This is a genomic window from Streptomyces sp. NPDC045967 (genome assembly GCF_056430495.1).
This window is the reverse complement of record NZ_JBWKLE010000010.1, coordinates 222836-244086: the sequence shown is the minus strand read 5'-3', so window position 1 is coordinate 244086 and position 21251 is coordinate 222836. Positions and strand designations below refer to the sequence as shown.

Annotated in this window: 12 protein-coding genes and 2 pseudogenes; 9 read left to right on the top strand and 5 right to left on the bottom strand. The window is 73.9% G+C overall.

The features are described 5' to 3' along the window. Nucleotides 1-255, top strand: a pseudogene (locus AC07FY_RS21135) (ABC transporter permease); the annotation flags it as partial. 5 nt (nt 256-260) lie between these two features. After that, a complete protein-coding gene (locus AC07FY_RS21130) occupies nt 261-1034 on the top strand; it encodes a sirohydrochlorin chelatase (RefSeq protein ID WP_479008346.1) in 774 nt (257 codons plus the stop codon). A gap of 53 nt (nt 1035-1087) precedes the next feature. Here AC07FY_RS21130 and AC07FY_RS21125 read toward each other — a convergent pair whose 3' ends face one another. The 3 genes and pseudogenes from AC07FY_RS21125 to mgt form a co-directional block, all read right to left on the bottom strand. Beyond that, complete coding sequence (locus AC07FY_RS21125; protein WP_479008344.1) at nt 1088-2089, bottom strand: ketopantoate reductase family protein; 1002 nt, start codon at nt 2087-2089, stop codon at nt 1088-1090. 137 nt (nt 2090-2226) lie between these two features. After that, on the bottom strand, nt 2227-2775 hold the full coding sequence (locus AC07FY_RS21120) for a DUF1697 domain-containing protein (RefSeq protein WP_479008342.1): 549 nt from the start codon (nt 2773-2775) through the stop codon (nt 2227-2229). 20 nt (nt 2776-2795) lie between these two features. Beyond that, nucleotides 2796-4036, bottom strand: a pseudogene (mgt, locus tag AC07FY_RS21115) (macrolide-inactivating glycosyltransferase). 130 nt (nt 4037-4166) lie between these two features. Between mgt and AC07FY_RS21110 the strand changes: the two are divergent. Further along, nucleotides 4167-5024: a phosphotransferase gene (locus AC07FY_RS21110; protein ID WP_479008340.1), complete on the top strand. Its 858-nt coding sequence runs from the start codon at nt 4167-4169 to the stop codon at nt 5022-5024. 28 nt (nt 5025-5052) lie between these two features. On the opposite strand, the gene AC07FY_RS21105 is transcribed toward AC07FY_RS21110, so the two are convergent. Continuing rightward, nucleotides 5053-5955, bottom strand: a complete 903-nt coding sequence (locus AC07FY_RS21105; RefSeq protein ID WP_479008338.1) for a LysR family transcriptional regulator — start codon at nt 5953-5955, stop codon at nt 5053-5055. A gap of 109 nt (nt 5956-6064) precedes the next feature. Here AC07FY_RS21105 and AC07FY_RS21100 point away from each other — a divergent pair, with 109 nt between their 5' ends. Beyond that, nucleotides 6065-7270: an MFS transporter gene (locus tag AC07FY_RS21100; RefSeq protein ID WP_479008336.1), complete on the top strand. Its 1206-nt coding sequence runs from the start codon at nt 6065-6067 to the stop codon at nt 7268-7270. A gap of 234 nt (nt 7271-7504) precedes the next feature. Here the strand turns inward: AC07FY_RS21100 and AC07FY_RS21095 are convergent, their stop codons facing one another. Next, nucleotides 7505-8296: an alpha/beta fold hydrolase gene (locus tag AC07FY_RS21095; RefSeq protein ID WP_479008334.1), complete on the bottom strand. Its 792-nt coding sequence runs from the start codon at nt 8294-8296 to the stop codon at nt 7505-7507. A 195-nt stretch (nt 8297-8491) separates the two neighbouring features. Between AC07FY_RS21095 and AC07FY_RS21090 the strand changes: the two genes are divergently transcribed. From AC07FY_RS21090 to AC07FY_RS21070, 5 genes are all read left to right on the top strand, one after another. Continuing rightward, on the top strand, nt 8492-15742 hold the full coding sequence (locus AC07FY_RS21090; RefSeq protein WP_479008332.1) for an amino acid adenylation domain-containing protein: 7251 nt from the start codon (nt 8492-8494) through the stop codon (nt 15740-15742). Nucleotides 15743-15752: 10 nt separating this feature from the next. Next, nucleotides 15753-16925, top strand: coding sequence for an FAD-dependent monooxygenase (locus AC07FY_RS21085; protein ID WP_479008330.1), 1173 nt, complete (start codon nt 15753-15755; stop codon nt 16923-16925). 35 nt (nt 16926-16960) lie between these two features. Beyond that, nucleotides 16961-17839 (top strand): SDR family oxidoreductase, encoded by an 879-nt coding sequence (locus AC07FY_RS21080; RefSeq protein ID WP_479008370.1) that lies wholly within the window; start codon nt 16961-16963, stop codon nt 17837-17839. A 414-nt stretch (nt 17840-18253) separates the two neighbouring features. Continuing rightward, entirely contained in the window at nt 18254-20011 is a 1758-nt protein-coding gene (gene paaN, locus AC07FY_RS21075; RefSeq protein ID WP_479008328.1) for a phenylacetic acid degradation protein PaaN, read from the top strand. Next, nucleotides 20008-21225, top strand: coding sequence for a response regulator transcription factor (locus tag AC07FY_RS21070; RefSeq protein ID WP_479008326.1), 1218 nt, complete (start codon nt 20008-20010; stop codon nt 21223-21225). Before paaN ends, AC07FY_RS21070 begins: the two co-directional genes overlap by 4 nt. Nucleotides 21226-21251 lie beyond the last annotated feature (26 nt).

Sequence of the window (21251 nt, the reverse complement as noted above, 5' to 3'; positions counted from 1 at the left end):
GGCTACCTCGCCGGCCTCAAGCAGGGCTGGGCCTTCTCCTGGCGCTCCCTCATGGCCGCCGAAATCATCGCCAGCTCCCCCGACCTCGGCCTCGGTCTCGGCCAACTCCTGGAGAACGGCCGCAACAACATCGACCTCCCCGGCGTCTTCCTCGCCATCCTCCTCATCCTCATCGTCGGCATCGCCATCGACCTCCTCATCTTCAGCCCCCTCGAACGCCGCGTCCTGCGCACCCGCGGCCTGCTGGTCACGTGAGTCCCGTGTCCTGCGCACCCGCCCTCCTCGTCATCGCCCACGGCAGCCGCGACCCGCGGCACGCGGCGACCGTGCACGCCCTGACCGGGCGCGTGCGGGCGCTGCGGCCCGGGCTGCGGGTGGAGACGGCGTTCCTGGACTTCAACACCCCGACGGTGGGCCAGGCCCTGTCGTCGCTCTACCTGTCCGGTGTGCGCGACGTGGTCGCGCTGCCCCTCCTGCTCACCCGGGCCTTCCACGCCAAGTCCGACATCCCGGCGGCGCTGGCGGAGTCGACGGCCCGGCTGCCCGGCCTGTCGGTGCGCGTGGCCGAGGTCCTCGGGCCCTCCCCGCTCCTGCTGTCGGCCCTCGACCACCGGTTGGCCGAAGCCGGACTCACCCCGGCGGACCGCCCCACCACCGCGGTGGTGCTCGCGGCCGCCGGATCCACAGACCCGGAGGCGATCGCAGCGATCGCTGAAACCGCGCGGGAGTGGCGGCGCACCGGTTGGTGTGCCGTGCGGCCTGCGTTCGCCTCCGGAGCCTTTCCCCCGGGGTTCTCCCGTACCGAGGACGCCGTACGGGCGCTGCGCGCGGAGGGCTTCGCCCGGGTGGCGGTGGCCCCCTACGTCATCGCTCCCGGGCGGCTGCCGGACCGGATCGAGGCGGGTGCCGCGCAGGCCGACGCGGATGTCGTGGCCGGGGTGCTGGGTGCGGCTCCGGAGCTGGCCCGCCTGCTGCTGCGCCGCTTCGACACGGCGGCCACCGCCCCGGCGAGGCTGCGGGCCCTGACGGCCTGAGCGCGCCCCCGGGCCGATGCGAAGGACGCCCTGCGGGCGGGACGCGTCGCGCCCTACGGGCGGGACGCGGCCTCGTCGGCCAGGGCGGTGAGGTCCGCGATGGACATCGCGCCCGGCGGCAGGCCCTCGCGGGCGAAGATGTTGGCCGCGTGCCGCAGCACGTCGTTGACCGGTGTCGGAACGCCGTACAGCCGCCCCAGCAGCGAGATCTCCCCGTTGAGGTAGTCCGCCTCCACCGAGCCCGTGCCCCGCGCCAGGCTCTGCCACGACGACCCGCCGCGCACCCCCGGCGGCTGGACCGCCTTGCCGTCGCGCGCCGCGGACTCCTCCGCGTCGGAGGCGTGGGCGATACCGGCCGCCCCGAAGGCCGCCTTCGCCTCACGGACGGCCCGCAGCAGCAGCGCGGCCTTCGCCGGGTCCGGCTCCGGGCCGGTGGTCGCCTGGACCGCGTTGCCCAGGTTCCCCAGCAGCTTCGCGTACTTCCACCGCATCACGTCCTCGACCACGGGCGCCTCGAACCCGGCCCCGGTGAGGTCCGCGGCGACGGCCCGCACCAGCGCGTCCGTGCCGCCAGCCGCCCGGCCCAGGTGCAGGATCCCGGTCAGCGGCGCGCACAGCGCGGAGACCGCGCCCGGCTCCAGGAAGGTCGACGGCAGCCATACGCACATGCCGTACACCCGGGCGAAGCGGCGCAGGGCGAGGCGTTCGCCCTCCACGCCGTTCTGCGCGCACAGCACCGGCAGGCGCTGCGCCGCCGTCCCGCCGCCCGCGACCTCCGCGTCGCCCCACGCGTCGAGCGCGGCGATCGCGTCCTGCGTCTTGACGGCGAGCAGCAGCACGTCGTCCGGGCGCAGTTCGCCCGCTTCGGCCGGCTCGGTGACCACGGGAAGCCGGTGCACCCGGGTGCCGGCCGCGGTGGTCAGCCGCAGGCCGTCCGCCCGCAGGGCCTCGGCGTGCGCGCCGCGCGCGACGAGGACGACCTCACCGCCCGCCTCCGCGAGCCGTCCGCCGATGGTGGCGCCGACCGCGCCCGCGCCGATGATGATGTACCGCATGCCCCGAGCCTGGCACATCCCGCGCCCCGCGCGGGCGCCGGGGGCGCGGTGGAAGGCGGTGCCGGCCCGTGTCCGTGCGTGTCGGTCCGGTTCAGGGCGTGGACCGTTCGGTTCAGGGCGTCCGTGGTCAGTTCGGTTCAGGGCGTGGTCAGCTCGACCAGCTTGGCGACCGTGTTCCAGTTGCGGGTGGTGGCGTCGAGGCCCTTGACCCGGGCCGGCTTGGCGAGCGCCTGTCCGAGTGCGGAGCGGCCGAGCCCGTCCGGGGCGTAGAGGTAGAGGACGCGGTCGCCGAGGCGGTACTCCTCCGGCAGGTAGCCGGCCGGGTCGAGCCCGGCGAACCGCTCCGGACCGGGCTGCTCGGAGAAGAAGGTGACGTGGAGCTGCCTGCCCTCGAGCTCGGCTGCCGGGAACGGGCAGGCGTCGGCGACGGCCTTCAGGTGGGCCCCGTCCACGACCAGGCAGGCCACCCGGAAGCCGAAGTGGGCCTCGATGGCCGTTTCCAGCTCCCGCGCGAGCACCCGGGGGTCCTGCTCCGGGCAGCTGAAGACGGCGTTGCCGCTCTGCAGGTACGTCCGCACGTCACCGTGGCCGAGGGTCTCCAGCACGGAGCGCAGCTCCGCCATGGGCACCTTCCTGCTCCCGCCGACGTTGATCCCGCGCAAGAGCGCCGCGTATGTCTTGGCCATGGGTCCAGCCTAGACACCCCCTAGGACAGTTCCGCCTCGATGAGGTCGGCGGCCCGGCGCGCGCCGCCCTCGCCGGCCATCTCCGCTCGGACCGCCTCGCAGCGGGCTGCGACCCCGGGGTCGCGGACGAGGCCGAGGACGGCCTCGCGGAGGGTCGCGGCGTCCGCCCGGTCCATCGGGACGTGCCGGGCCACGCCGAGCGAGACCAGCATGTCGGCGTTGCCGAACTGGTCGACGGCCTGCGGGACGGCGACCATCGGGGTGGCGGTGGCGAGGCCCTCCTGGCTGCCGCCGGCGCCGGCGTGGGTGATGAAGGCGTCGGCCTGGCGCAGGACGTCCAGCTGGGGAACCCAGCGGTGGACCTCGACGTTGGCGGGGACCGCCCCGAGTTCGGCTTCGTCGGTGAACGCGCCGATCTGCAGGACGACGTGCCAGTCGGGCAGGTCCCCGAAGGCCTCGACGCAGGCGCGGTAGAAGGCGGGCTGCTTGGTGAAGGTGGAGCCGAGCGACACCAGCAGCACCTTCTTGCCGTCGGCCGACTCCGGGCGCTGCCAGTGCCCCTGGTCGGCGCGGTCGCCCTGGCAGGCGCCGACGAAGGTGTACACGGCGGGGTCGACACGGTCGGCGTTCGGCTGGAGCGCGCGGGGGATCAGGACGATACTGCGGCGCGGGCGGCCCTGGAAGCGGTCCACGTCGTCGCCGAGGCCGTTGGCGGTGAGCCAGGCGGCGAACCGGGCGTAGTAGTCCTGCCCGCGCTCGGATGCCTTCAGCTCGGCGAAAACGGGCCCGGCCACCTCCTCCTCGTACCCCTCCCAGGCGACCAGGTTCGGGGAGAGGGAGACCGCGGGGACCCCCCAGCGGTGCGCGAGGACGGGCGCGGGGTAGGCGGTGATGTCGTGGATGACGAGGTCGGGTTCGTCGCCCTCGAAGGCGGCGGCGAGCTGCGGGAGCGCCTGCATGGCGTCGGCGAGGAAGGGTTCGAGCTGGTCGATGAGTTCGGTGCCCCACGCCTCCGGCTCGTCGTCGGTGGGGAGGGTGGAGTTCCAGACCACCGGGGTGGCGCCGGTCTCGGCGACCTTGTCCGCGAAGGAGGCGGGAATCGCGTAGCTGACGCGGTGGCCCCGCGCGACGAGTTCCCGGATCACTTCGATGCTCGGGTTCACGTGCCCGTGGGCGGCGATGGAGAACATGGCGATGTGGGCGGGCTTGGCTGAGGTCATGACCCGAGGTTAGCGAGACGATACGTCTCGTGCAACGATATTCCTCCCCGGACTGCCGCCGGACGCCGCCGCTCGGCGCCGGCCCCACCAGGGGCTGACAGCGGGTCAAGGCGGCGCACACCCGGATGGGAGACTTGGCGCATTCACGACGATCCGGATCCGGAGTACGAGATGGACGAGGCGCGGGCCAGGGACGTACTGGCGGCGGCGGGCCTGGGCGGTGGCGGAGCCGCGCTGCTGGCCCTGGGTGAGAACGCGGTCTTCGCGGTCGGGGGGACGGTGGTGAAGGTGGGCCGCGCCGACGGCGCCCTGGCGGCGCGGGCCGCGCGCGAACTGGCCATCGCGCACTGGCTGGAGCAGGCCGGTGTCCCGGCGGTCCGCGCGGCCGAGCCGGAGCCGCGGCTGGTGGCGGGGCACCCGGTGACGCTGTGGCACCGGCTCCCGGCGGCGGTGCGGCCGGCGGAGCCGGCGGACCTCGCGGTGCTGCTGCGGGCGGTGCACGCCCTGCCGGCGCCGCCGTTCGCGCTGGCCGCGCGGGACCTGCTGGGCGGTGTCGAGCGCTGGCTGCGGCTGGCGGGCGACGCGATCGACCCGGCCGACGCGGCGTACCTGCGGGCCCGCCGCGACGCCTACGCGGACGAGGTGACGGGGCTGTCCCCGCACCTGCCGCCGGGCCCGATCCACGGCGACGCGCTGCCCCGCAACGTGCACGTCGGGCCGGACGGACCGGTCCTGGTCGACCTGGAGACCGTCTCGGCCGACCTGCGCGAGCACGACCTGGTGGTGATGGCCCTCTCCCTCGACCGGTACGGGCTGCCCGCGCCGTCCTACGAGGCGTTCGTGACGGCGTACGGCTGGGACGTCCGCGACTGGGACGGCTGCGCGGTGCTGCGCGGGGCCCGCGAGACCGCCAGCTGCGCCTGGGTCTCCCAGCACGCGCCGACCAACCCGAAGGCGCTGGCCGAATTCCGCCGCCGGGTGGACTCCCTGCGCGAGGGTGCGGCGGAGGTCCGCTGGCACCCGTTCTGAGGCGTACGCCCGTCGGGCCGCCCGCCCGTCAGGCCGCCGGTCCGGCGGCCTCGGCGACGGCCCGCGCGAACGCCTCCGCCTGGGCGGAGGGCCGCGTGCGGTGGCGGATGAGGCCGAGTTCCGAATCGGGCAGGCCTTGGACCGGGACGAAGGTGAGCGAGTCGCGGCGGCCGTGGTAGTCGGCCGTGGAGCGGCACAGCAGCATGGCGCCGCGGTTGGCCGCCGTCAGACTCAGGCCCTCCTGGAGGGTGTTGACACTCGGTCCGGCCGGTACGGGGAGCCCGCCGGGGGTGAAGCCGGGGGCCTGGGCCTGCCGCCAGTACGCGGGGGCGCCGCCGTCGATGCCGATGAGCCGGCAGTCGGCGAGTTCCTCGGCGCCCAGCGACTCCCGCGCGGCGAACGGGTGGCGGACGGACACGGCCAGGGTCTGCGGCTGCCGGGAGAAGACCGGCCCGAGGAGGAGGTCCTCCTCGGCCACTGGCAGCAGGACCACCGCGCAGTCCACCTCCTGGCGGCGCAGCGGCCCGAAGGGGTCGGAGAGCGGGATCTCGACGATGTCGATGGCGCAGTCGGGATACCGGTCGCCGAACAGGCCGATCGCCCGGCTGAGGTAGTCGTCGACGGTGCCCTGGAATCCGATGCGCAGCTCCCCGCCCATGCCGCGCGCGGCGGCCCGGGCCTCGTCGACGGTGGCGCGCAGTGCGTCGTACGCGGGGCGCAGACCCGCGAGGAAGCTCTCGCCCAGCGGGGTCAGGCGCACCCGTCGGCTGGTGCGTTCGACGAGCGGCGCGCCGATGCGGCCCTCCAGGGAGCGCAGCAGCTGGCTGACCCGGCTCTGCGAGACGTACAGCCGCTCGCCGGCCCGTCCGAAGTGCAGTTCCTCGGCGAGCACGAGGAACGTCTCCAGCTCGCGTATCTCGACACCGCTCATGGCTTCCTTTCTACACCGCGGACCGTGCGGGCCGATCAAGTAGCCCCGCTCATCGAAGGATGAGAGATCGGCCGTTGTTCCCGCAGGTCGGGGCGGGTTGGCTGGTCGCATGGCACAGACTGAGGAAATTGCAGACACCGCCGGGGTGCCGGAGCGGTCCGCGGTGCGCGGCTGGCTCGGCGTCGCGGCGGTCGCGAGCGCGACGTTCACGGTGGTGACGTCCGAGATGCTGCCCGTGGGGCTCCTGACGCCCATCGGGGACGCCCTGGCGGTGACCGAGGGCACCGCCGGACTGACCCTGACCATCACCGGCCTGGTCGGGGCCCTGTCGGCGCCGCTGCTGACACCGCTGCTGGGCCGGTTCGACCGGCGGACGGTGCTGTGTGCGCTGATGGCGGTCCTGACGGTGGGCAACCTGCTCGCGGCGTGGACGCCGAACTTCGCGGTGATGGTGGCGGCCCGGGTGCTGGTCGGCATTGGGATGGGTGGTGTCTGGGCGATCGCGGCGGGACTGGCGGTGCGGCTGGTGCCGCCGAAGTCGGTCGGCTCCGCGACCTCGCTGATCTTCAGCGGTATCGCGGTGGCGTCGGTGCTCGGTGTCCCCGCAGGGACGTACATCGGTGAACTGGCCGACTGGCGCGCCGCTTTCGTCACCGTGGGCGTACTGGCCCTGGTGGTGCTGCTCGCCCTGGCCGTCCTGCTGCCGCGGCTGCCCGCCGAGCAGGAGGTGCGGCTCAGCGGTGTGATGCGGCTGTTCGCGCAGCCGCGGGTGCGCACCGGGCTGGTGGTGGTGGCTCTGCTGGTCACCGGCCACTTCGCCGCCTACACGTACGTGCGGCCCGTACTGGAGGAGGTCTCGGGGGCGAGTGCCGGGATGATCGGCACCCTGCTGCTGGTCTACGGAGTCGCGGGCGTGGCGGGCAACTTCTCGGCCGGCGCCGGCGCGGCGCGCTCCCCGCGCTCCACCCTGCTGGTGATCAGCGCGGTGCTGGCGGGCACGGTGGCGCTGGTGCCGCTCCTCGGCGGCTCCGTCCTGACCGCCGGTGTGCTGCTCGCCGTCTGGGGGCTGAGTTACGGCGGTGTGTCGGTCAGTACGCAGACGTGGCTGCTGGCTTCGGCTCCCGAGGCGCGCGAGGCCGCGTCCTCGCTGTTCGTCGGCGTGTTCAACGGGGCGATCGCGTTCGGGGCGCTGGTGGGCGGGATGACCGCGGACGGCGCCGGGGTCACCGCGGTGATGTGGCTGGGCGGCGGGCTCGCCGTGGCGGCCCTCGCGGTGACGGCGCTGGGCAAGGCGCCCTCCTCCGGACGCCTGTGAGACCGGGCGGCCGTGAGGCCGCCCGCCCCGGAGACCGGGCGGCCGCGCGGCCGCCCCGAGACCGGCCCGGCGCCCACCCCCGGGCCGCGTCGCCCCGATCCCGGGGCCGGCGGGCCGGGCGCCGGGCCCACGACGGCCGCCCCGGCCCGCCGCGCGCGCAGCGCCGCGACGGACCCGGCCGGGAGCGGTACGGGCGGGCGGTACGGGCGGGCCTGCCCGTACCGCCCGCGGCGGTCAGCGCTCCACGCCGTCGAGGAACGCGGTGATGAGCTCGGCCCACTCGGCCGGCCGCTCCGCGGCGATGGCGTGGCCGCAGTCCAGCGTGGCCAGTCGGGCCCCCCGGATGCCGTCCGCGAGTTCGCGGGAGTGAACGGGTGTGACGAGGAGGTCGCCGAGGGGGGAGACGACCAGGACCGGTACCTCGATCCGCGCCAGGTCGGACCGCACGTCGATGTCGTCGAAGAGGGCGAGTTGTGCGTCGGTGCCCGGCGGCAGCCCGGCGGAGAACAGCTCCAGCTGCCGTTCGACCTCCTCCGGGGAGCGCTCGTCGAGCCAGCGCGTCCCGCCGACCATCAGTGAGAGGTAGGAGACCAGCGCCCGGTCACCGCCCTCCCGGGCGGCGAGTGCCCGCCAGGTGTCCACAACCAGTTTGAGGCGTGCGTTCTGCCGGGCGAATCCGGCGGAGAGAACAAGGGCGGTAACCCGCTCGGGATGGCGAACCGCGGCACGCACGGCCACCGCCGCACCCATGGAGAAGCCGGATATGGCACATGAATGCACGCCGGATTGCACGGCGCTTTCCACCAGGTGGTCGGCGAGTGCGTCGAGCGTCAGCGGGTGGTCCGGCAGGGGATTTTCTCCAGAGCCCGGATAATCCGGTCCGATGACGGTCCGACGACGGGCGAGACTTTTCAGGACCGGACCGAAACTGTCCTCGATGTCACTACCCGCACCATGCGCGAGCAGCAGTCCTGGCCCGCTGCCGCGTACCAGGACGGATTTCCGGGAAAGAAGGGGAGGAGTCATGTCGGAGATGTTAGCGAGGGCTCGGGAGAATGCCGAGGCATTATTGCGCGCATCACATATTCCCTCTTCCGACTACTTGATCGAGTAGTCCTTCTCCACTCATACGAGTAGTGGTGGACCGGATTGCGGGAAACGTAGGCTCCTGAGCATCGGACGGGAAACATTCCGACCGTCCGAATGAGCGAAGGAAGGCCGATGCCCGTAACACGCCAGCTCCCCCTGTCCGCCTATCAGCGGGATATCTGGGCTGCCGAGTCCACCGCGCCGGGTGACCCCCAGTTCAACGTGGTCATGCACGAGCGGGTGGCCGGCGACGTCGACGTGGACCGCTTGAGGGAGGCGCTCGAGGAGGCCCTGCGGAACAACGACGCGTTCTCGCTGCGCTTCGACGAACAGGACGGGATCCCCTGCCAGTGGGTGGCCGCGGCCGACGCCGGGGAGGAGGCGGGCCCCTGGGTCCAGTACGTCGACTTCTCCGGCGCGGCCGACCCCGCGGCGGCCTGCGCGGCCTGGCAGGAGTACTCCTTCACCCACCCCTTCACCCTGCGGCGTTCGCGTTTGTTCACGGCCGCCGTGCTCCGCGAGAGTGCCTCGGTCGTCCACGTGCACCTCAACGCCCACCACCTGATCGCCGACGCTTGGGCCCTGAACGAGGTCAGCCGGCAGGTGTGGCAGCGCTACGGCGACCAGGTGGCCGCGGACATGGCCGCCGGCAGCGGTGCCGGGCCCGTGGACCGTCCCGCTCCCCCGTCCGTCACCACGCTGGTCGGGGTGGACTCCGCCTACCGCGCCTCGGCCGCCTTCGAGGAGGACCGGGCGTACTTCCGCGACGCGTTGAAGGGGGTCCAGCCCGCCCTGTTCACCCGGGCCTCGGTGGCTCCCGCCGCCGGCGCACGCCGCCGGGCCCGGCACACCTTCACCGTCGACGCCGACCTGGTGCGCCGCATCCGCGGCGGCGGCAGCTCCCCCTTCGCCTTCCTCGCGGCCGCCTTCGCCACCTACTTCTCCCGCGTGCACCGCACCGACGAGCTCGTGCTGGGCGTGCCGCTGCGCAACCGGCGCTCGGACACCGAACGCGCGACCGTCGGGCAGCTGGCCAACAACCTTCCGCTGCGCGTGCCCGTCGGCCCGACGGCCACCCTGCGCGACCTGGCCGCGGCCGTCCGCCGCGGTACGGACGAGCTGCGCGCGCACGAGCGGCTCGCGCTCGGCGACGTACTGCGCGACCTGCCGACCGTCGGCGCCGCCCCCCGCCGGCTCTTCGACATCACCCTCTCCTACCTGCGCCACCCCCGGCCCGCCCCGCTGCCGGGCGTCTCGCTGGAGTCCGCGGTGCTGGCGCCGGTCCACCACCAAGACGCGCTGTCCGTGATGGTGCACGCCTTCGAGGACGACGCCGACCTGCGGGTCGACCTCGACTACGCCGTCGACGTCTTCGACGAGGACTACCCCGTCGCCTCGGTCGCGGGCCACCTCCTGCGCCTGCTGGCCGCCGCGGTGGCCGAGCCCGACCGCCCCGCGGTGGCACTGCCGGTACTGGACGACAACGAGCAGGAGGACCTCACCCTGCTGCGGCAGGGGCCAGCGGTCCCGTACGCCGACGACCGGACCGTGCACGGCCTGATCGCCGAACAGGCCGCCCGCACCCCGGACCGCACCGCCGTGACCGGCGCGGACGGGAGCCCGCCGCTGACCTACGCGGACCTCGACACCCGCTCCAACCAGGTCGCGCACGCCCTGCGGGAGCGGGGCGTGGGCGTCGGCGACCGGGTGGCGGTGCTGATGGACCGCTCTCCGCAGCTGATCGTCGCCCTGCTCGGCGTCCTGAAGTCCGGCGGCGCCTACGTGCCCGTGGACCCGGGCTATCCGGCGGAGCGGATCGCCTTCCTGCTCCAGGACAGCCGGGCCCGGGTGGTGCTGACCGACGGCGGCGCCGCCGCGGGGGACCCGGGCGTCCCGGTGCTGCGCACCGAGGAACTGCTGACCGGCCCCGGCGGTCCGCTCGAGGACCCGGCCGGCCCGCACGACCTCGCCTACGTCATCTACACGTCCGGTTCCACCGGCCGGCCCAAGGGCGTCATGGTCGAGCACCACTCGGTGGTCAACCGGCTCGCCTGGATGCAGCGGGCCTACCCGGTGGGCGAGGGCGACGTCCTGCTCCAGAAGACGCCGATCTCCTTCGACGTCTCGGTCTGGGAGCTCTTCTGGTGGGCGATCGAGGGCGCGGGGCTGGCCCTGCTGCCCGTCGGCGGCCAGCGCGACCCGCGCGGGATCCTGCGCACGATCGCCGAACAGCGGGTCACCACGCTGCACTTCGTCCCCTCCATGCTGGGCCCCTTCCTCGACCTCCTGGAGGACCGGCCGGAGCTGCGCGCCGAAGCCGCCTCCCTGCGGCAGGTGTTCTGCAGCGGCGAGGCCCTGCCCGCCGCGCGCGTCGAGCAGTTCAACCGGGTCTTCGGCCCGCGCGCCGCCGGAGCGCCCCGCCTGGTCAACCTGTACGGCCCCACCGAGGCCACGGTCGACGTGTCGTACTTCGACTGCCCGACGGCCGGCCAGGGCCCGGTCCGCCGCGTCCCGATCGGCCGCCCCATCGACAACACCCTGCTGTACGTGCTGGACGCGCACGGCGGGCTCCAGCCGGCCGGTGTTCCCGGCGAGCTGTGCATCGGCGGTGTCGGAGTCGCCCGCGGCTACCTGGAGCGGCCCGAGCTGACCGCGGAGAAGTTCACCGAGGACCCCTTCACCCCCGGCGGGCGCCTGTACCGCACCGGGGACCTGGCCCGCTGGCTCGCCGACGGCACCTTGGAGTACCTCGGCCGCATCGACGGCCAGGTCAAGATCCGCGGCAACCGGGTGGAGCTGGGCGAGGTCCAGAACCGGCTGGCCTCGGTGGCCGGGATACGCGACGCCGTCGTGGTGGACCACCAGTCGGGCAGCCGGGGCACCCTGCTGATCGGCTACTACGTCGCCGACGGCGAACTCAGCCCGGCCCTGCTGCGCAGCGAAATGGCGGCGGCGCTGCCCGAGTTCATGGTCCCGGCGCACTTCATCCGGATCGACGCCGTCCCGCTGACCCCGAACGGCAAGGCCGACCGCCGCGCCCTGCCCGCCCCCTCGGCCACCGACGGGCCGGGCCACACGGCGCCGCGCAACACCACCGAGGAGACGCTCGCCGCGATCTGGGCGGAGGTCCTGGAGGTGGAGCGCGTCGGGATCCACGACGACTACTTCGCCCTCGGCGGCGACTCCATCACGATGCTCCGCATCCGCGCCCGGGCCGAGAAGGCCGGCATCGTGTTCGACCTGACCGACCTGGTGCAGCAGCCGACCGTCGCCCAGCTCGCCGCCCGGTCGGCGACCGGCGGGGCGCCCGGCGCGCCCACCGCCGAGCTCGCCCCGTTCGCCCTGGTGTCGGGGGTCGACCGGGCCCGGCTCGAAGGCCGCGCCGACGCCTACCCGCTCACCCGCCTCCAGCTCGGGTTGCTCTACCACAGCCGGGCCGAACAGGACTCGGCCGTCTACCGCGACGTGTTCCAGTACAGCATCACGGCCGGGTGGGACGAGGACGCCTTCCGGCGCGCCTTCGAGCGGCTCGTCGCACGCCATCCCGTCCTGCGCTCCTCCTTCGACCTGGGCTCCTTCTCCGAGCCGCTGCAGATCGTGGACCACGAGCTGGTCGGCGGCTTCGACGCGGTCGACCTGCGGAGCCGCCCGGAGGCCGAGGCGCTCGCCGAGATCAGGGCCCACGTCGACGAACGGCGCTTCCACCGCTACGACTTCGAGCGGGCCCCGCTCCACCACCTGCGCGCCCACGTCCGCGAGGAAACGCTCGAGCTCGTCCTCAGCTTCCACCACGCGATCCTCGACGGCGGCAGCGTCGCCACCCTCGTCGCCGAACTGCTGCAGGACTACCTGCACGCCCTGGGCCACCCCATCGAGGCGGTGTCCGAGACCGCCCTGCCCTCCGCGGCCCACCACGTACGCGCCGAACGCGAAGCCCTGGAGTCGGAGAGCGCCCGCTCCTTCTGGCGCGAGCGGCTGCGGGACGCCCCCCTGCTGCGCCTGCAGCCCTTCCGCGGGCACGAGGCCCCCGGCCCGGACACGCAGATCACCAGGATCGTCGACCTGCCCGATGAACTCACCGACGCCGTGCGCCTCTTCGCCCGGGAGCAGGCCCTGCCCGTGAAGTCCGTGCTGTTCGCGGCGCACTGCCTGACGCTCGGGCTGTTCTCCGGCTCCGACGACATCACCACCGGCCTGGTCACCCACGGACGGCCCGAGCTCGAGGACGCCGACCGGATCGCCGGGCTCTTCCTCAACACGATGCCCGTGCGGCTCGGCACCGCCGCCGACAGCTGGGCCGACGTCGTCCGGGCCGCCTTCCGCCAGGAGCAGCAGAGCCACGCCCACCGCCGCTACCCGCTGAGCGCGATCCAGGAGGACCGGGGATCCGCCATCCTGGAGACCGCCTTCAACTACATCCACTTCCGCCAGCTGGCCGCCGTGTTCGAGCTGCCCGGGGTGCGTCTGCTGGACTTCCGGACCTGGGAGGAGACCAACTTCCAGCTTCTGGTCAACGCCATGACCGACCCGGTCGACGGCTCCGTGCGACTGCGACTGGACCACCACGGGATGACCTTCACCCCGGCCCAGGCCGACCTGTACGCCGAGCGGTTCACCGCGATCCTGGACCGGCTGGTGCACCACCCGGACGAGGCACCGGACTACGGGTTCCTCGCCCCGGGGCCGGTGGCGGCCGTCGTCCCGGACCGGCAGGGCGCCGCGCCCCCGGACGTCGTACGGGCCGTGGCGGAGCAGACCGCCCGCACCCCGGGCGCGACGGCCGTGGTCTTCGGCGACCGCCGCTGGAGCTACGCCGAACTGGACGCGGCCGCCGACCGGGTGGCCCGTGAGCTGATCGCGCTCGGGTCCCGGCCCGGTGACCGGATCGGCATCGCGATGGACCGCTCGCCGGAGACCGTCGCCGTCATCCTCGGCGTCATGAAGGCCGGCGCCGTCACCGTCCCGCTGGACGTCAGCTACCCGGTGGACCGGCTGACCGCGATGGTCGAGCAGGCCCGCCCGTTCCGGGTCATCGCGAACGCCGCGCACACCGCCGCCGTCGGCGGACCGGCGCTGGTCCTCCCGGCCGAGGAGATCTTCTCCGACGACGGCGGGCGGCCGTACCTGCCCCGGATCCCGGCGGAGGTCGCCGAGGAGATCACCCCCGACTCCCTCGCCTACATCCTGTTCACCTCCGGGTCCACGGGCGCGCCGAAGGGCGTGGCGATGCCGCACCGCTCCCTGGCCCACCTGGTCGCCTGGCAGAACGGCGTACCCACCGGGGTCGTCGGCGGGGTCACCGCCCAGTACGCCCCCTTGAGTTTCGACGTCTCCTTCCAGGAGATCTTCTCGACCCTGGCGGGCGGCGGCACCCTGCTGCTGCTCTCCGAGGACGAGCGCCGCGACATGCCCGCCCTGCTCCGGCTGCTCGACCGCGCGGGCGTGGAGCGGATCTGCCTGCCGTACGTCGCGCTCCAGCAGCTGGCCGAGACCGCCGACGCGCTCGGGCTGGTCCCGCGCTCGCTGCGGGCCCTGCTGTCCTCCGGGGAGCAGCTGCGCGTCACCGACGAGATACGCCGGCTGTGCGCGGCGCTGCCGGGGGTGATCCTGGAGAACCAGTACGGGCCGACCGAGTCGCACGTGGTGACCGCGTACACGATGCAGGGCGATCCGGCCGGGTTCCCCGCCCTGCCGCCCATCGGCCGGGCCGTCGCGGGCTCGGCCGTCCACGTCCTGGACGACCGGCTGCGGCCGGTGCCGGCCGGGGTGCGCGGCGAGCTGTACCTGTCGGGTGCCTGCCTGGCGGAGGGCTACGTCGGCCGCCCCGATCTGACCGACGAGCGGTTCGTCCCGCACCCGTCCGCCGAGGCCGCCGCCGCGGGGCTGCGCCTGTACCGCACGGGCGACCTGGGATTCGTGCTGCCGAGCGGTGACGTGGTGTGCCTGGGCCGGGCCGACGCGCAGGTCAAGGTGCGCGGCTACCGGGTGGAGCCGGCCGAGGTGGAGCTGGCCATCACCCGCTTCTCCGCCGGCCATCCGGGCATCGCGGAGGCGGCGGTCGTCGCCCGCCGCCGGGAGGGCAACGACTCCTTCCTGGCGGCGTTCCTGACGGGCGACCCCGACGGCGCGGACCTCACGCTGCTGCGCAAGCAGCTGCGGACGGTACTGCCCGACTACATGATGCCCTCGCACTTCGAGTGGCTGGCGGCGCTGCCGCTGACGCCCAGCGGCAAGCGCGACGACAAGGCGCTGCGCGCCGCCCCGCTCAGCTCCGGGGCCGCCGCCGACGCCGCCGCGGCTCCGCGCGACGCGTACGAGGAGACGCTGGTGGAGATCGTCGGCGATCTGCTCCAGCTGCCCGCGCCGGGGGTGCACGACAACATCTTCGACCTCGGTGCGACCTCGCTGACGGCGATGCGCCTGGTGGTGCAGATCGAGCAGGCGTACGGGATCAGCGTTCCGCTCTCGGAGTTCGTGTCGGCGCCGACGGTGGCGGAACTGGCCGCGAGGTTGCGCTCGGGCGAGGCGATGACCGCCTTCGACCCGCTGGTGGCCATCCGTCCGGACGGCTCCAAACGCCCGATGTTCTTCGTCCACCCGATGGGCGGGAACGTGCTCTGCTACATCCGGTTCGCCAAGTACCTGGAGGAGGACCAGCCGTTCTACGCCCTCCAGGCGGCGGGCGGCGATCCCGGGACCGAACCGCTGCGCAGCGTCGAGGAGATCGCGGCCAGTTACATCGAGGCGATGCGCCGGGTGCAGCCGAGCGGCCCGTACGTCGTCGGCGGCTGGTCGTTCGGCGGGTTCGTGGCCTTCGAGATCGCCCGGCAGCTGCGGGCGGCCGGCGAGGAGATCGCCCGGCTGGTGCTGCTGGACACCACCGCCCTCAATCCGGGCCGGCGCCTGACCACGGACGACGAGGCGCTGCTGGGCTGGTTCTTCTGGGAGTTGCTGTGGCTGCGGCGCGGGGGCGACTCCCCGCTGGAGCTGATCCCGGACGGGCTGACGACGCTCGAGGAGAAGTTCGACTTCATCGCCCGGCTCGCCATCGAGGAGGGCGTCCTGCCCGCGGGGAGCACCGGGGCGGTCGTGCGACGCCTGTTCCACGTCTACGAGGCCAACTGGAAGGCGGCGTTCGCCTACCGGCCCGAGGTCGTGGATCAGGACATGGTCCTGATCCACGCCGCGGAGCCGCTGCCCGGGGTCCTCAACTCGATGCACACGGCCATCGAGAGCATGCACGCGGACCCGAGCAACGGCTGGGGCGAGCGCACCAGCGGCACGCTCGAGGTCGTGGACGTACCCGGCGACCACCTCACGATCATGGAGGAGCCGTACGTGGCCCACATGGTCCGGGTCGTCACCGAACTGATCGGACAGTGAGATGACACGCATGACGAACCGCAGGAAGGCCCTGGTGATCGGTGCGGGGATCGGCGGCCTGACCGCCGCCGTCGCCCTGCGCGAGGCGGGCCTGGACGTCGAGGTATACGAGCGGGCGGGCGAACTGCGCGCGGCGGGCTCCGGCCTGTCGGTGATGAGCAACGCCGTCGGCGCGCTGAACTCGCTGAACGTCGGCATCGACCTGGAGAAGCGCGGGGAGGCCCTGCGTTCCTACCACGTCAGGACGTCCTCGGGCCGGCTGATCCGCGAGTTCCCCTTCCCCGAGATCATCGGCAGGCTGGGCGTGCCCAGTGTGCTGATCACCAGAGCGGACCTCCAGCAGTCCCTGCTGGAGGCGGCCGAGGGCATCCCGCTCCACCTCGGCGCGGCGGCCACCGGCTTCGAGACGGAAGGGGTGCCGGGCGGCGGCGTGCGGGTGGCGTTCGAGGACGGGACCACCGCCGAGGGGGACGTGCTGATCGGGGCCGACGGGTTCAACTCCGTGGTCCGCAGGCAGCTGGTGGGTCCGGAGGACTCGCAGGACAGCGGCTACATCTGCTGGCTCGCGGTGGTCCCGTTCTCCCACCCGCGCTTCACGCCGGGCTCGGTCACCCACTTCTGGGGCAGCGGCAGACGGTTCGGACTGGTGGACATGGGCGCGGGCCGGCTGTACTGGTGGGGCACGAAGAACATGCCGGCCGAGCTCTCGAAGGGCTGGAAGGGCGGCAAGGCCGAGGTCCTGCACGCCTACGAGGGGTGGGCCGAGGAGGTGCGGCAGGCGATCCTGGCCACCCCGGAGGAGTCGATCATCGCCGTGCCCTCCCGGGACCGGGCGTTCCTGGAGCGCTGGGGCCGGGGGCCGGTGACCCTGCTGGGGGACGCCGCGCACCCGATGCTGACCAGTCTGGGCCAGGGCTCGGGCATGGCGATCGAGGACGCCGTGGTGCTCGGGCGGGCCCTGAAGGACGCGGCGGACCTGCCGCGGGCCCTGCGCCGGTACGAGGACGAGCGCCGTGAGCGGACCCGGGGGATGGTGGCCGCCTCGCGCGGCATCAGCACCTTCGAGCAGTCCGAGGACCCGTTCCGCCGGCCGGTGCGGGACGCGTACTTCCGCTTCATGCCCCGGGGCCGGCTCACCCGCACCCTGGAGGACGCCCTCACGTTTCCGGCGGTGGCCGGATGAGCGCCCCCGACTCCCGTGGGAGATTCCCCGTGCCGATCGCTTCGCACCGCTCCGCCCTGTCGCCGCGCGGCAGGTCCGTCCTGGTGACCGGGGCCTCGTCCGGCCTCGGCCGGGTGTGCGCCCTGCAGCTGGAGGAGGCGGGCTTCCGGGTGTTCGCCGGCGTCCGCAAGGAGGCCGACGCCACGGCGCTCGCCGAGGCGGGCGCGCACGGGCGGATCGTCCCGGTGCTGATCGACGTGACCGATGAGAAGTCGGTGGCCGCGGCGGCCGAACGGGTCGCGTCCGAGGTCGGAGAGGACGGCTTGTGGGGGCTGGTGAACAACGCGGGCATCTGCGTCTCGGCCCCGCTGGAGTGCGTCTCGCCGCAGCGGCTGCGCGAGCAACTGGACACCAACGTGGTCGGGCAGCTGGCGGTCACCCAGGCGTTCCTGCCGCTGCTGCGGCGCACCCGCGGCCGGGTGGTCAACGTGACCTCGGGCCTGGGCAGCGTGGCGATCCCCTTCCTCGGGGCCTACGCGGCGGCGCAGTTCGCCAAGGAGGCGCTGACGGACGTCCTGCGGCGGGAGCTGGCCCCGCAGGGGGTGGACGTCGCCCTGGTGCAGCCCGGGGCCATCATGACGCCCATCTGGGGCAAGGTCTCCGACGTGGCGCGGGCCGCCATGGACGGTGTGCCGGAGCAGCTCGCGGAGCTGTACCGCATCCCCTTCAACCGGTTCCTGCACCAGAACGAGGGGCAGGCGCGGGAGAGTCCCACCCGTCCGGAGGACTTCGCGCGGACCGTCCGCCAGGCCCTGACGGCACGGCGGCCCCGGACCCGCTACCGGGTGGGCCCGGACGCCCGGAAGGTGAGCGTGCTCGCGCGGGTGCTGCCCGACACGGCGCTCGACCGGTATCTGCGGCCGATCACCGAGTAGCCGCGGCGGCCGGCGGACGCCGGCCCGAGTAATGGGTGCGGCCGGGGTGGAGGCCGTACAGAACAAGCCAGTTGGCATGCCCGCCGGGAGGCGGCGAGCGGTGGTATCGCGCCAGATGGTGGCCGATAACGGCAGGGAGTGCGCGATACGCACCTCGCCCCACTGCGACCCGTCTGCCCGGCGGGCGTGCCCAACACCCCGGATCCCGGCCCGATTTCGGCCGCCTCCCCCACCGGCCGACTGCCCGTCGTACCACCCCCTCGCCGCCCGGCGGTGTGAACGGCTCGTCACATCATCCGATGACCTGACTCCGCCGTGGGTGCGAACCAGCCGAACTAGCGTGATCACCGAGGCTTTCCGGACTCGGCGATCCCGGACCGGACCGACCCCTACGTTCGACGAAGGATGAGGACCATGGCGCACACCGTGCGGCCGCCCGTTTCCGCAACCCGCGCCGACGGCGGCGCGTTGACCCGATTCACCGCCCGGCACGGCAGCACCCTGGAACGGGCCCGCGAGGTGGTCCGCACCCGCGAGCACTGGTCGCCGTACCCGGAGGACCCCGACGACCCGCACTACGGCCCGGGGGCGAGAACCGCCGGCGAGGCCGCCTTCCGGCGGCTCCTCGGCCGGCCGTTCGACCTCGGACAGCCCGGCCGCGACGGCAGCGTGGGCCCGGCCCCCGAAGACGGCGGCGAGCGCTCCCCCTACGGCGGCTCCCTGGACATCTCCTACCCGCACTGCGACCCCGACGTCCTGCTGACCGCCATGGGGGCCGCCCTGCCCGTCTGGCGGGACGCGGGCCCCGAGGCGCGTGCGGCGGTCTGCGCCGAGATCCTCCACCGGATCAACGCCCGCAGCTCCGAGTTCGCGTACGCGGCCGTGCACACCAGCGGCCACAACTTCCTGATGGCCTTCCACGCCGGGGCCGTCCACGCCCAGGACCGCGGGCTCGAGGCGGTGGCCTGCGCCCTCGCGGAGCAGACCCGGCTGCCGGCCGCCCCGCTCTGGCGCAAGCCCCGGGGCGACGGCCGGACGATCACCCTGGCCAAGACCTTCCGCACGGTGCCCCGGGGCATCTCCCTGGTCATCGCCAACAGCGTCTTCCCCACCTGGAACAGCTACCCGGCCCTCTTCGCCTCACTGGCCACCGGCAACCCCGTCCTGGTCAAACCGCACCCGGCAGCCGTGCTGCCCCTCGCCCTCACCGTCCGGACCGCCCGCGAGGTGCTGACCGAGGCCGGCTTCCCGGCCGACCTGGTGTGCCTGGCGGCCGAACGCCCCGGCGAGGGCCTGGCCCGCGACCTCGCCACCCGCCCCGAGGTCCGCCTCGTCGACTACGCGGGCGGCACCGCCTTCGGCGACTGGCTGACGGACAACGCCCGCCAGGCCCGCGTCTTCACCTCCGGTTCCGCCGTCAACACCCTGCTGGTCGAGTCCACCGGCGACTACCGCGACATGCTCGCCAACCTCGCCTTCTCGGTCTCCCTCTACAGCGGGCAGCTGTGCACCAGCCCGCAGAACGTGCTGATCCCCAGGGACGGCATCAGCACCGACGAGGGACACCGGACGTACGAGGAGGTCGTCGCCGACCTCGGGACGGCACTGGCCGCCCTGCTCGCCGACGACACCGCGGCCGCCGGCATCCTGGGCGCGCTCCTGGGGCCCGCGGTCCTGGAGCGGCTCGAACGGGTGGGGGCGGGGCAGGCCGGGCCCGTGGCCGTCCCCTCCCGCGCGGTATGCGACCCCGCGCACCCGGAGGCGGTGATCCGCACCCCCGCCGTGGTGACCCTCGACGCGAACCGGGCCGCCGACCGGGAGGTGCTGCTCGGGGAATGGCTCGGCCCCGTGGTCTTCGCCGTCGCCGTGGACTCCGTCGCCGACGCGGTCGCGCTGGTCTCCCGTACCACCCGTGAGTGCGGCGCGCTGTCCGTGGGGCTGTACTCCACGTCACCGCAGGTGGAGGCGGCGATGGAGGAAGCCTGCGCCGAGGCCGGGGTGATGCTGTCGATGAACCTCATGGGCGACTGGTACATCTCCCAGTCGGCCGTCTACTCCGATCTGCACGGCACGGGGATGAACCCTTCGGGAAACGCGGTCCTCTGCGACGCAGCGTTCGTGTCCGCGCGCTTCCACACCGTCGGCGTACGCCGCTACGGCGGCGCGATATGAACAGCACCCTCACCCACATGCCGCTGCGCGGGCGCGAGCGGGAGCTGCGGATCATCCGGGAGGTGCTGGAGTACGGACGGCGCTCGGGCCCCGCCGTCCTGTCGATCGAGGGGATGCCCGGCATCGGCAAGACCCGGCTGCTGCGGGAAGCCGCCCTCCTCGCCGACGGCTTGGGCTACCTGGGGCACCACCCCGATCGGTGGGGCGATCCCCGCCGTCCCCGGCGGGGATCCGCTCCGGCCCGGCACACCCTCGGCCGGCCCGGCCGCTGCCACGCCCCGACGGGGCCCGTACTCGTCCTGGTCGACGACACCCGCCGGAGCGTGGACGGGCCGCCCCGGATGCCCTTCACGCCCCGTGAGCGGGCCGGCGGCGACCCGGTGGTCTGGCTGGTGGCCCACCGGCCCGGCGAGGGGCCACCCCTGCCGGCCGGCCTCACCGGCCGCAGCGAGCGGTTGGTGCTGGGCCCGCTGGGCCCCTCCCCCTCGCTGGGCCTCGCCCGCGACCTGCTGGGCGCGCCGCCCTCCCCGGCCCTGGTCCGGCTCCTCGACCAGGCCGGCGGGCACCCTCGGCTGCTGATCGAGCTGCTCACCGGACTCCAGGAGGAAGGCTCCGTGGAGACGGCGGGCGGGGAAGTCCGCCTGCTGACCGCCCGGCTCCCCGCCCGCCTGTCCACCCGGGTACGGGCCACCCTGGAGCGCTTCTCCCCCGGCTGCCGCCAACTGCTGTGCGTGGCGTCGCTGCTGGGCTGCGAGGTCGTCTACGAGGACCTGGCGCTGATGCTGCGCACGTCGGTGTCCGCCCTGCTCCCGGCCCTGGAGGAGGTGGAGGCCACCGGCGTGGTGCGCGGTGACGGCGGTCGGGCGGTCTTCTCCAATCCGCTGCTGCGCCGGCTCATCGCGGACTCCATGCCCGACTCGCTGCGCCTGTCGCTCCAGCGGGAGGCGGCGGCGCTGCGCGCCACGGCGGGGCTCGCGGAGGCGCCGGCCGCCGGCCCGGAACTGAGCGAGCAGCAGCGGGTGCTGGTGGGGCTGGTGCGCGACGGCCTCACCAACCAGCAGATCGCCCGGCGCCTCGCGCTGTCCCCGCACACCGTCAACTACCACCTGCGCAAGCTGTTCAAGACCTACGGGGTGAGCTCGCGGATCGACCTGCTGACGGCGGCCGAGCACCTGGACCCCGCCGGCCGGGCCGCCCGCGCCCGCCAGAACTGACCACCGACCCACCGCACCCCACCACC

Bases quoted from the DNA above. Each gene is read 5' to 3' on its own strand.
- AC07FY_RS21125 (WP_479008344.1), bottom strand. From the start codon at position 2,089: ATGCGGTACATCATCATCGGCGCGGGCGCGGTCGGCGCCACCATCGGC.
- AC07FY_RS21120 (WP_479008342.1), bottom strand. From the start codon at position 2,775: ATGGCCAAGACATACGCGGCGCTCTTGCGCGGGATCAACGTCGGCGGG.
- AC07FY_RS21110 (WP_479008340.1), top strand. From the start codon at position 4,167: ATGGACGAGGCGCGGGCCAGGGACGTACTGGCGGCGGCGGGCCTGGGC.
- AC07FY_RS21105 (WP_479008338.1), bottom strand. From the start codon at position 5,955: ATGAGCGGTGTCGAGATACGCGAGCTGGAGACGTTCCTCGTGCTCGCC.
- AC07FY_RS21100 (WP_479008336.1), top strand. From the start codon at position 6,065: ATGGCACAGACTGAGGAAATTGCAGACACCGCCGGGGTGCCGGAGCGG.
- AC07FY_RS21095 (WP_479008334.1), bottom strand. From the start codon at position 8,296: ATGACTCCTCCCCTTCTTTCCCGGAAATCCGTCCTGGTACGCGGCAGC.
- AC07FY_RS21090 (WP_479008332.1), top strand. From the start codon at position 8,492: ATGCCCGTAACACGCCAGCTCCCCCTGTCCGCCTATCAGCGGGATATC.
- AC07FY_RS21085 (WP_479008330.1), top strand. From the start codon at position 15,753: ATGACGAACCGCAGGAAGGCCCTGGTGATCGGTGCGGGGATCGGCGGC.
- paaN (WP_479008328.1), top strand. From the start codon at position 18,254: ATGGCGCACACCGTGCGGCCGCCCGTTTCCGCAACCCGCGCCGACGGC.
- AC07FY_RS21070 (WP_479008326.1), top strand. From the start codon at position 20,008: ATGAACAGCACCCTCACCCACATGCCGCTGCGCGGGCGCGAGCGGGAG.